This is a genomic window from Streptomyces sp. NPDC046862 (assembly GCF_040704615.1).
Taxonomy (GTDB): Bacteria; Actinomycetota; Actinomycetes; order Streptomycetales; family Streptomycetaceae; genus Streptomyces.
The window spans coordinates 1-11010 of the sequence record NZ_JBEYXP010000114.1 but is presented as its reverse complement, the minus strand read 5'-3'; the positions used below and the strand labels follow the sequence as shown (position 1 = coordinate 11010).

6 protein-coding genes are annotated in these 11010 nt (G+C 69.6%); 5 read left to right on the top strand and 1 reads right to left on the bottom strand.

Translation table 11 applies throughout. The annotated features are described in order from the left end of the window. The first annotated feature begins 524 nt into the window (after positions 1–524). Entirely contained in the window at positions 525–1094 is a 570-nt protein-coding gene (locus tag AB0959_RS52605) for an AAA family ATPase (protein ID WP_366834143.1), read from the top strand. A gap of 627 nt (positions 1095–1721) precedes the next feature. Further along, on the top strand, positions 1722–2402 hold the full coding sequence (locus AB0959_RS52600) for a class I SAM-dependent methyltransferase (RefSeq protein ID WP_366834142.1): 681 nt from the start codon (positions 1722–1724) through the stop codon (positions 2400–2402). Between the two features lie 371 nt (positions 2403–2773). Here the strand turns inward: AB0959_RS52600 and AB0959_RS52595 are convergent, their stop codons facing one another. After that, a complete protein-coding gene (locus AB0959_RS52595; RefSeq protein WP_366834141.1) occupies positions 2774–4228 on the bottom strand; it encodes an APC family permease in 1455 nt (484 codons plus the stop codon). A gap of 131 nt (positions 4229–4359) precedes the next feature. On the opposite strand from AB0959_RS52595, the gene AB0959_RS52590 reads away from it, so the two are divergent. From AB0959_RS52590 to AB0959_RS52580, 3 genes are all read left to right on the top strand, one after another. Then, positions 4360–5532 carry an ROK family transcriptional regulator gene (locus AB0959_RS52590; protein ID WP_366834140.1) on the top strand — a complete coding sequence of 391 codons (1173 nt, stop codon included), beginning with the start codon at positions 4360–4362 and terminating at the stop codon, positions 5530–5532. A gap of 162 nt (positions 5533–5694) precedes the next feature. Then, positions 5695–8448, top strand: a complete 2754-nt coding sequence (locus AB0959_RS52585) for a sugar-binding domain-containing protein (protein ID WP_366834139.1) — start codon at positions 5695–5697, stop codon at positions 8446–8448. 334 nt (positions 8449–8782) lie between these two features. Further along, positions 8783–10918, top strand: coding sequence for an RICIN domain-containing protein (locus tag AB0959_RS52580; protein WP_366834144.1), 2136 nt, complete (start codon positions 8783–8785; stop codon positions 10916–10918). Positions 10919–11010 lie beyond the last annotated feature (92 nt).

Here is an 11010-nt window from a genome sequence, read left to right as displayed (position 1 = left end):
GGCGAGCCGCCGGGTCATCTGGAAGGAGTCCTTGTCGGACACGGCGACGATCTCGTCGGCGACGGTCCGGTCGTACGCGGTCGGCCTCCTGACGGCACGGCAAAACCTGCCCACTGCGTCGTCCCGTCCCGCATGCCCGTCGTCAGCTGTCCCTCTGGTGCGGCAGGGATCCAGGGAGGACAATCACACCGGCCACCACGGGCTCGTCCCCGCCCCACGGTGTTGCCGACGGGCTGGACCACTCGGTTCTCGTGCCGCTCGCGAGTGTCCTGCGCGGCCTTCTCGGAACGCTTCGCCTCGTGGCACAGGGAGCCGCCGCCCCTCACCTCGGCCCAGAGATCGAACGCACGGGCTTCCGCTCGTGGAGTTCGGCATCGAGGGCGAGGTCGGGTTCGGCACGCTGTTGATGGGCGCGGGAACGCATCGCCCAGCTCGATGAGCTGCACCCGCAGGACGTAAGGCTCAAGGTCGTGCGGAACGATATTGGATCGCGTGAGATGGACGCGGGCTGGCACGCTGCCTCTATGGAACGGGCGGAAGTACTGCTCATCGGAGGGCGGGCCGGAGTCGGCAAGACAACGGTGGGGTGGGAGGTTTCGGCAGTGCTGCGGGCTGCGGCGGTCCCGCATGCGGTGATCGACGGTGACTTCATGGGGCAAGTGCATCCGGCCCCGGAGGGAGATCCCCAGCGTTCGGAGATCACCGAAAGCAATCTGACCGCCGTGTGGACGAACTTTGCCCGGCGTGGCTACCGCCGACTGATCTATACGAACACTCTGAGTGTGCTGCCTGAGGCCACTGAAATGTTCGAGCGCGCCATGGGGACCGGGGTGCGGATCATACGGGTCCTCCTCACCGCCTCCGATGCCACCGCCCGCGAGCGGCTGGTGCGCAGGGAACTCGGCTCGGAGCTGGAGCGGGAGCTGGAGGGCGGTGCCCGCAAGTCGCAGCTCCTGGACCAGCGAACCCCCGCGGAGACGGTGCGGGTGGTGACGGATAGGCGGGCGGTCGTGGATATCGCACGCGAGGTCGTGGCAGCCACAGGCTGGGCCAGGCAGCACTGGATCGGCCTGCCGGCACCCGCCCGGGCATAGCCCCGCGCCCTCGGCAACCGCCATCGGGTGACTTTCCCTCGCGCTGGGGCCTCCGATGGCGGGTTCGGTCATCTGCCGCCACTCCGGCAGCCGACCGTCTCGAACCCGACGCCGCGCATCCACCTGGGCATCCAGCTCTGGCGTGGAGCCTCCGCCGCAACGATGGCCGACGTGACGTGCTGTCCACCGACGGCACCTCACCGCCACGGCGCGCTCGTCCGCTGAATCCACCGTCGCACATTTGGCGAGGAGGAGACCCATGGCCCGACGTGTCGCCACGCGACGCACCTGGCCCAGTGCTTTGCGGATGAACTCGCCACTCATGCGGGAGTTTTCACCGCCGCGGCCTCACTGGAACAGCCGGGGTGCGGGTGGGTTCCAGGTGCGTTCCTCGTGCGTAGGTGTAGGCGCAGGCGGACAGGAGACAGGAGGGGATGATGCCGGTACGCGGGTCGCGGACCCGGCGGATGACCGTGGCGAGGGCATCGGCCAGTCCGGGGCTGACGAGCAGGGCTCGCTCCTGGTCGTCCTTTGACGGGGCGATCTGCAGGAGGGGAACGATCTCGCCGTTTGCCGGACCGGCAACAAGCGTGGCGTGACCGGGACGCGATGGGCGACGGTGAATCCATGACCGACAACATCACAGTGGGATCGACCGAGCCCGATACCCCCCTGCCCGCCGACGGATACGTCGGAGACCCCGCGGCGCGGGCGGAGTGGGACAACCGATACGCCGACCGACAACAGTTGTGGAGCGGCCGGCCCAACGGTGCGCTCGTGGCCGAGGTCGCCGGGCTCAGACCCGGGCGGGTGCTCGACGTCGGCTGTGGCGAGGGCGCGGACGCCGTCTGGCTCGCCCGCGTCGGCTGGGAGGTGACCGCGCTCGATGTCTCGGGCGTGGCGCTGGAGCGGGCGGCCGGGCACGCGCGGGAAGCAGGCCTCACCGTTCGCTGGGTACACGCCGCCCTGACGGAGGCGGCGCTCCCGCCTGCCTCCTTCGACCTGGTCTCCGCACAGTACCCAGCCCTGCTGCGCACCCCGGACGCCGCAGCCGAGCGAGCGCTGCTCGCGGCCGTCGCGCCCGGCGGCGTGCTGCTGCTCGTACACCACGCCGGGATGGACAGCCAGCAGGCGCACGACAGCGGCTTCGACCCGGCCGACTACGTCTGGCCCTCGATGGTCGCCGCTCTGCTCAAGGACAACTGGGAGGTGGAAGTGGACGAGCAGCGGCCACGCGTGTCACCTGACGGCGGCGCCGGCGCGCACCATACCGACGACCTGGTGCTGCGGGCGCGTCGACTGCGCTGACGGCCCCGCCGCTCGCAGCCGGCCCAGCATTGAGCATCACGGCATCACCGAGGCCACACGGACCGCGCCACCCTGAAGTGGCCGGCGGGAACCCTCCCGGTCTCCGACGGCGCGGACAGCGTGAAGCTGGAGATCAGCCCGGTGGGCAAGGTCAGCGACTCGCCGGCCGGGTGACCCCGCCTCGTCCCGTCGGCCTCCGCTCAGGAGCCAAGGTTCGATGACACGTCCGCAGGGCGGAGCAGGCCGCCGCGCACAACGGGTCCGTCAGCAAGCTGGCGGGCCCTCGTGAACGATCGAGGCTGGTGCGAGCCCAGCAGTGAGGGGGCTGGGGGGTGCAGCCCCCAGCCCCCAGAACGGCACCGACGGCCACGTCAAAGCACCGCCCGATCCCCCTCCGCAGACGCCCCCGCGAGGAACTCCTCAGTGATCTCCTTCTCCCCGAACGGCCACACCTTCTCCCACCGGGCCCACAGCACGAACGCCACGCACCCCAGGGCGAGCCACGCCAGGGACCACTCGATGGGGTGGCGGCCCGGCGAGTTCTTGTCGGCGTAGCCGTAGATGACCAGCCACCCCACCAGGGCGACGATGCTCGGGATCGGGTAGAGCCACATCCGGTACGGCCGCTTGAGGCCGGGCTGGCGTGACCGCAGGACGGTCACCGCGAGGATCTGCGCGAGGGCCTGGACGAGCACCATCACCGTGGTGAGGAGCTGGATGAGGGTCGCCAGATCGGTGTGCCGTCCGATGAGGAACCCGATCGCGGTGACCACACCCATGGTCGCGAGGCCGAGGGTCGGGAAGCGGTGCCTCGGGTGCAGCCTGGCGTAGGGCTTGAAGAACACCCGGTCCCTCGCGGCGTCGTACGGTACCCGGGACCCGCCGAGCAGTCCCGCGAACACCGAGGCGAACGCGGTGATGAGGATGAGCACGGTGACGGTGTCGGCCGCCCCTTTGCCCCAGGTCTCCTCCAGGACCGCCGAGGCGACCGAGGTGGAGGCGATGTCGTCCGGGTTGGTCATCCGGTGCCAGTCGATCACGCCGAGCGTGCCGATCTGCAGCAGCAGATAGATCGCCATGATGCCGAGGATCGAGAAGACGATGGAGCGCGGCAGAGTGCGGCCGGGATCCTTGATCTCGGCGCCCATGTAGGCGGTGGTGTTGTATCCCAGGTAGTCGTAGATGCCGATGGTGAGGCCGGCGGCGAAGCCGATCCAGAAGTGGTTGCTGGTCAGTTCGAAGGCGTGCGCGGGGTAGGTGAACGCCAGGTGCGGGGAGAAGTCGCTCGCCGCGGCGATGATCACCAGCAGCACGGAGGCGATCATCACGGCCCACATCACGGCGGTGATCCGCGCGATGTGCTCGATACCCCGCCACAGCAGAGCGATCACCAGCACGATCACCCCGAGCCCGATCAGATCGCCGCTCGTCTGCCCCAGGTCCGGCGCCAGATAGCCGAGGTACTGGACGAAGCCGACCACACCGGTGGACATGATCAGCGGGATGAACAGCATCGCCGTCCAGACGAACAGGAACGGCATCAACCGTCCGGTGCGGTACTGGAAGGCCTGGCGCAGATACACGTAGCTGCCGCCGGAGCCGGGCATCGCGGCACCCAGTTCGGCCCAGACGAGCCCGTCGGCGAGCGCCAGCACGGCTCCGGCGACGAAGCCGACCACCGCCTGCGGCCCGCCGAACGCGGCCACCATCAGCGGGATGGTGACGAACGGCCCGATGCCGCACATCTGGCTCATGTTGATGGCCGTGGCCTGGAACAGTCCGACGCGGCGGACAAAACCGCCCTCGGGAGGCGGGCTACCGGACATGGGGACCTCCTGGAACAGGACACGGGGAGAAAGAGCGGTACGGGGCGATTCGCCCGGTCAGGCTGGCGATATAGTTAAGTACCTTTACTTGGCCCGTCAAGAGGTCGCACCCGATAGGTGAGAATGGCGGCATGTCCGACAGCGTCGTCGCAGATCAGCCCTGGAACCGGCAACGCCTGCGCAGCACCAACGAACGGCTGCTGCTCGACCGGCTGCGCAACCACGGGCCCGCCTCGCGTGCCCAACTCGCCCGTGAGACCGGCCTGTCCAAGCCCACGGTCTCCAGCGCGCTGGCCGCCCTGGAGGACGCCGGGCTGGTGCGCGAGGTGGGCACCCTGGCACCTGAGCGGGGCCGGGTCGCCGTCCTGTACGCAGCCGACCCGGCGGCCGGCTACGCGCTGGGCATCGACATCGGCCGGAGCTGGCTGCGGATCGCCGTCGCGGACCTGGACGGCCAGGTGATCTCGCGCTCGGACGTACGCAACCGGGCCCGCACCTCCGGTGCCATGGCCGACCTGGTGGTGGCCACCGCGCACCGGGTGGTCGCGGGCGCCGGTGGCGACCCGGCCGCGGTCGCGCACGCCGTGGTGGGCACCCCGGGCGTCTACGACGAGGAGCAGCGGCGGGTCAGGTACGCCATGCATCTGCCGGGCTGGGGACGGGCCGGGCTGTTCGACCGTATGCGGGACGAGCTCGGCGTCCCACTGGAGGTCCACAACGACGCCAATCTCGCCGCGCTCGGCGAGTACACCTATGGCGTGGGCGCCGGCAGCCGGCTGTTCGCGTACATCATGATCGGCACCGGGCTCGGAATGGGAGTGGTCAGCGAGGGACGGCTGTTCACCGGGGCGCACGGGGGCGCGGGCGAGATCGGTTTCCTGCCCTGGGCCGGATCGCCGAAGCCCCGGACGCTGGAGGACGCGGTGTCCGGCGAGGCGGTCGTGGAGTCGGCCCGCTCGTTCGGCATGACCGGGCAGCTCACCGCGAAGGCGGTGTTCGACGCGGCGCGGTCCGGGCAGCCCGCCGCGGTCGAGGCCGTCCGGCTGGAGGGCGAGCGGATCGCGCACACCGTGGCCGCCGCGGCGGCCGTACTCGATCCCGATCTCGTGGTGCTCGGTGGCGGGGTGGGGCACAGCGTGGATCTGCTGCTGCGGCCCGTACGGGAGACGTTGCGCGCCCTGACCCCGCTGCGCCCGAAGATCGTGCCCAGCCGGCTCGGGGAGGACGCGGTGCTGATGGGGGCCGTGGCCACGGCCCTGAGTACGGCACGGGACGTGGTGTTCGAGCGCCGCTCCACGGCGTAGGCCGCGCGGCGGCGACCGAACGGTCCCACTCGGCACGGTGATTGACAGCAATCGCGGGAGCTCCTAGCTTGAGGCCTGTTAGTAAAGTTTCCTAACTTTGTCGCGCACTCCTAGTGCCGCAGAGCCGAAGCGCGGACCGCCTCCCCCCACGAGGAGATCACCGTGTTCCACCGCCCTGCCCTCACTCGCCGAAGGCCACTGGCCACCGCGGCCGTCGCCCTGGGTCTGCTGTGCACCCTCTCCACCAGTGCCTGGGCCGGCGCGCACCCGCCGGGGCACCGGTCGGCGGGGCTCCCGCGGCCGACCGTGGTCGCGGCGGCGCCCGGCAGCACGACCGCGCTGTCCGGCTACCGGATCCAGTCCTCGGCCAAGGTGACCGACGCCGCAGCCGACATCTCCACCCCGGGCTACCCGGCGAGCGGCTGGTATTCCGCCGGCCCCCGGTCCACGGTGCTCGCCGCGCTGCTCGCGGACGGGGTGTACGCCGACCCGTTCTACTCCACCAACCAGCAGAAGATCCCCCGGGCCGACTTCCAGGTGCCGTGGTGGTACCGCTCGGACTTCACGGTCGCCGACACTTCCGAGCGTACGTATCTGGACTTCAGCGGGGTGATCTCGGCGGCCGACGTCTATGTGAACGGCACCCGGGTCGCGAAGGCCGCCGATGTCGCGGGCGCCTACACCCGGCATGAGCTCGACGTGACCTCCCTGGTGCGCCAGGGTGCGAACACGGTCGCCTTCCGTATCGAGCCCAACGACCCGGACAAGAACCTCACCATGGGCTGGATCGACTGGCTGCAGCCGCCGCCCGACGAGAACATGGGCATCGTCCGCGATGTGCTGGTACGCCGCGGCGGCCCGGTCGCACTGCGGGACGCGCACGTGGTGACCAAGCTCGACACCTCGTCGCCGGCCTCCGCGACCCTGACGGTCAAGGCGAAGGCCAGGAACGACACCGACGCCGCCGTCACCACCACGGTCTCGGGAAGCATCGCTCCCAACTCCGGCGGCACCGCGCCGATCCCCTTCAGCCGCTCCGTCACCCTCGCCGCCCATGAGACGAAGACGGTGACCTTCGCCCCGGCCGACGTCCCGGCGCTGCGGCTGTCCTCGCCGATGGTGTGGTGGCCCGCGGGCATGGGCGACCAGCCGCTGTACGGGCTCGACCTGACCGCCACCGTCTCCGGCACTGCCTCGGACACCGCGCACGAGAACTTCGGCATCCGGGACGTACAGGCACCGCTGAACGCCGACGGAGCCCGGCAGTACCGCATCAACGGCCGCCCGCTGCTGATCAGGGGCGGCGGCTGGTCGCCCGACGAGTTCCTGCGCTGGGACCGGACCTATGTCGAGGACCGGCTGCGGTACGCCCTCGACCTGGGCCTCAACACCATCCGCCTGGAAGGGCACATCGAACCCGACGAGTTCTTCGACCTCGCCGACCGGTACGGCATCCTGACCCTGCCCGGCTGGGAGTGCTGTGACAAGTGGGAGGGGAACGTCAACGGCGACGAGTCCGGCGAGAAGTGGACAGCCGCCGACTACACCGTGGCGAAGGCGTCGATGGCGGCGGAGGCCGCCCGGCTGCGTGACCACCCCAGTGTCATCTCGTTCCTCATCGGCAGCGACTTCGCCCCGGACGCGACGATCGAGAAGAACTACCTGGACGCACTCACCGCGGCCGACTGGCCGACGCCGGTCGTCCCGGCCGCCTCCGCCAAGTCCTCCCCGAAGCTGGGCAGTTCGGGTATGAAGATGACCGGACCCTACGACTGGGTCCCGCCGAACTACTGGTACTTCAAACGCGAGGGCGGAGCCACCGGCTTCAACTCCGAGACCAGCGCGGGCCCCGACATCCCCACCCTCGACACCCTCAAGCGGATGATGACCCCGGCCGAGCTGGAGACCCTCTGGAAGGACCCGAGCGCCCGCCAGTACCACCGCTCACCGTCCTCGACCTTCGGCAACCTCAAGCTCTACGGTGACGCCCTCGCCGGACGCTACGGCCCGCCCACCGGCCTGACCGACTACGTGCGCAAGGCGCAGCTCGCCCAGTACGAGAACGTACGCGCCCAGTTCGAGGCCTACGGCCGGGGCGCCGCCGACACCTCGAAACCGGCCACGGGTGTCATCTACTGGATGTTCAACAGCGGCTGGACCTCGCTGCACTGGCAGCTGATGGACCGTTATCTCGACCAGGGCGGCGCGTACTTCGGCGCCAAGAAGGCCAACGAGCCACTGCACATCCAGTACTCCTACGACAACCGCTCGGTCGTCGTGGTGAACCGGCGCCATGCCGCGGCCTCGGGACTGACCTCCCGGGTCACCCTCTTCAACACCGACGGAACCCAGAAGTACGACCACACCACGACGGGTCTGAACGTCGGCGGCGACGGGGCCCGCACCGCCGCCGTGACCCTGCCGTCCTCCGTGAGCGGACTGTCGACGACCTACCTCGCACGGCTGGTGCTGACCGACGCTGACGGCAAGGAGGTGAGCCGGAACGTCTACTGGCTCTCCACCAAGCCCGACACCCTCGACTGGGACAACACCGACTGGTACTACACCCCGACGACGAGCTACGGAGATCTGAAGGGCCTCAACTCCCTGGCCCAAGCACCGATTTCCGCCTCGGCGACCACCGTACGGGGCCAGGACGGAACGTCCACGACGACGGTCACGGTACGCAACACCGGCACAGGCAGGGTTCCTTCACTGCTCACCGACGTCCACCTCGTGGACGCGAACGGGAAGCCCGTACTGCCGGTGCGCTGGACCGACAACCAGGTCAGCCTCTGGCCGGGCGAGTCGACGACCCTGACGGCCACCTACCGCACGGCCGATCTCCACGGGTCGGCGCCCAGCCTGCGGATCTCGGGCTGGAACACGGCGGAGCGGACGATCCCGGCACCGTAGGACCAAGTCAACGGGAAGGCGGGCCCGGCCAGGGAGGCAGGGCCCGCCGCCCTCATCAGCGCAGATCATGGCGATCTGACTGGACGGGCTCGCCCTGGAGTATCGCGGGACTCTGACAGCACGCGCGGTCGTCTCGTCAACTCCCTGTGACGGCCCGTGTGCGAAACACTTTCGGAAACATGCCAGTGACACACCGCTGCCGCGTCCCAATACTGTCCTCACCTTTCGTCCGGCATTTTCTGCCAGAGGAACACCCCAGGCTCCCAAGGAACCCGCATTGATTCGTTCATTGATACGGAGGGTGCTCGCGGCGGCAGCGGCCGCGGGCATCGGAATGGCGTTCACCATTGCCTCCGCCACGACCGCGTCGGCCTATCAGCCGAGTCCCGCGAACCTGTATTCGGCGACGAATGCGGCCGCCTGCAACAAGAGTCCCTGCGTGCTGTACCCGAAGTCGGCCCAGTTGCCGAGCGGTCGGATCGTGGCGACGTTCGAGGACAGCGAGACCGTCCCGGTGGGGCAGACCCTGCCCGTCTACAAGAGCGACGACGACGGCACGACCTGGGCGAAGCTGGCCGACGTCAAGGCACCCGCCTACCTGTCCTCCGACTCCGCGTACGCCAAGTACACGAGCAACTGGACGAACCCGTACCTCTACGTTCTCCCGCAGAGCGTGGGCAACCTGAGCGCCGGCACACTGCTGCTCGCGAGCGTCGTCTCGGGGGACGACTACTACTACCAGGAGCAGAAGGCGGCCAACCCCTCCTGGACGCCGACCAGTGACGGCGACCGCAAGGACGTGGCGCTGGCCCTGTACTCCAGCACGGACGACGGGGCGACCTGGAGTTTCCAGAACATCATCGCCGCGGGCTCCTGGCAGGGTGGCAGCGCGGGCGCCGTCGGGCGCACCTCGACCGCGAACACGTACAAGCAGGTCGACCCAATCTGGGAACCGCATCTCCTCGCCCGCAATGGCCAGTTGATCGCCTACTACTCCGACGAGAACGACTACACGGGTTACGACACCAGCACCGGCGCCCCGACTCTCGACCCCGCCAACGCCACCGCGACCGACTCCGGCGGCCAGGTCCTCGTGCACCGGACGTGGGACGGCACCAGCACGTCCGCATGGAGCAGCCCGGTCGTCGACGTCCCCGGCTCCACCGTGAACATGGGAAGCGGCAAGACGGAGATCGGCGGCGGCCGCCCCGGCATGACCACGGTCGCGCCGACGACCGACGGCAAGTGGCTGATGACGTACGAGTACTGGGGCGGCGGCACGAACGTCCGGTACCGGATCGCGGACGACCCGACGAAGTTCTACGCCGGCACCGACGCGGCCATCACCTCGCTGCCCGTACCGTCGGGCGGCAGCACGCTGTCCACGGGCGGCAGCCCGGTCCTGCTCCCGATGCCCGACGGCCGGATCGTCTACAACGCGTCCGGCAGCGGAAGCGTGTGGGTGAACGAGTCCGGCTCGTCCACCGGCACCTGGAAGCAGTACCAGACCCCGATCGCCTCCGGGTACAGCCGCAACCTCCAGTACGTCGACGGGACCGGACGCGTGCTGATCCTCCAGGCGTCCTGGAGCGGTACGAGCGTCGGGCCGGTGAAGTACGCCGAGGTCGACCTCGGCCGCTCCGACGGCGCCTACTACACCCTCGTCAACCGGCTGACCGGCCAGGCCCTGGCCCCCGCCTCCGGCAAGTCGCAGGACGCCAACCTCACCGGCAATGTCGCCGACCTGGTCACGAGTGCCGTGAACTCCTCGGACATCACCCAGCGCTGGCACACCCAGAGCAAGGGGTCCGACATCACCCTGCTGAACAAGGCCGGCGGCCGCGCGGTCGCCATCTGGACCGGCACGGCGACGGCCGGGCAGAAGCTGGCCCAGTGGGTCGACGACGACGCCACCGACAAGCGATGGGCCCTGGTCGCCTCCTCCACCAGCGGGTACTACAAGCTCCGCTCGGTGCGGAACACGAGCCTCTACATGACGGGCGCGACCGCGGGCGGCTCCGTCACCCTTGCCGCCTCGGCCGACGACGGCTCCCAGGACTGGCAGCTCGTCCAGGACCCGCTGCCCACGGCCGGAACCTTCACGCTGAAGGTCGCGAACTCCGGCCGCTGCCTGGACGTCCCGAACGGCCAGACCGGCGTCCAGGTCCAGATCTACGACTGCTCGGGCAACGCCAACCAGACCATCACCCAGACCAGCGCGGGCGAGCTGCGGGTCTCCGGCAAGTGCCTTGCGGCGAACGGCGACGGCACCACCGCGGGGACCAAGGTGATCCTGTGGGCCTGTAACGGCAAGACCAGCCAGCAGTGGGCGTTCCGTGTGGACGGAACCATCGTCAACCGCTCCAACGGTCTGGTCATCGACGTGACCGGCTCGGGCACCGCCAACGGTTCGAAGGTCCAGCTGTGGACCGGCCTCGGCACCGCCAACCAGCGGTGGAGCAGGGTCTAGGCGGTCACAGCAGCGGGCGCCGGAGCCTTGTCGGCAACGGTCGCCGTAGGGGTCGCGGCTGTCGGATGGGGAGCCAACCACTTCGCGCCGCT

Bases quoted from the DNA above. Each gene is read 5' to 3' on its own strand.
- AB0959_RS52605 (WP_366834143.1), top strand. From the start codon at position 525: ATGGAACGGGCGGAAGTACTGCTCATCGGAGGGCGGGCCGGAGTCGGC.
- AB0959_RS52600 (WP_366834142.1), top strand. From the start codon at position 1,722: ATGACCGACAACATCACAGTGGGATCGACCGAGCCCGATACCCCCCTG.
- AB0959_RS52595 (WP_366834141.1), bottom strand. From the start codon at position 4,228: ATGTCCGGTAGCCCGCCTCCCGAGGGCGGTTTTGTCCGCCGCGTCGGA.
- AB0959_RS52590 (WP_366834140.1), top strand. From the start codon at position 4,360: ATGTCCGACAGCGTCGTCGCAGATCAGCCCTGGAACCGGCAACGCCTG.
- AB0959_RS52580 (WP_366834144.1), top strand. From the start codon at position 8,783: ATGGCGTTCACCATTGCCTCCGCCACGACCGCGTCGGCCTATCAGCCG.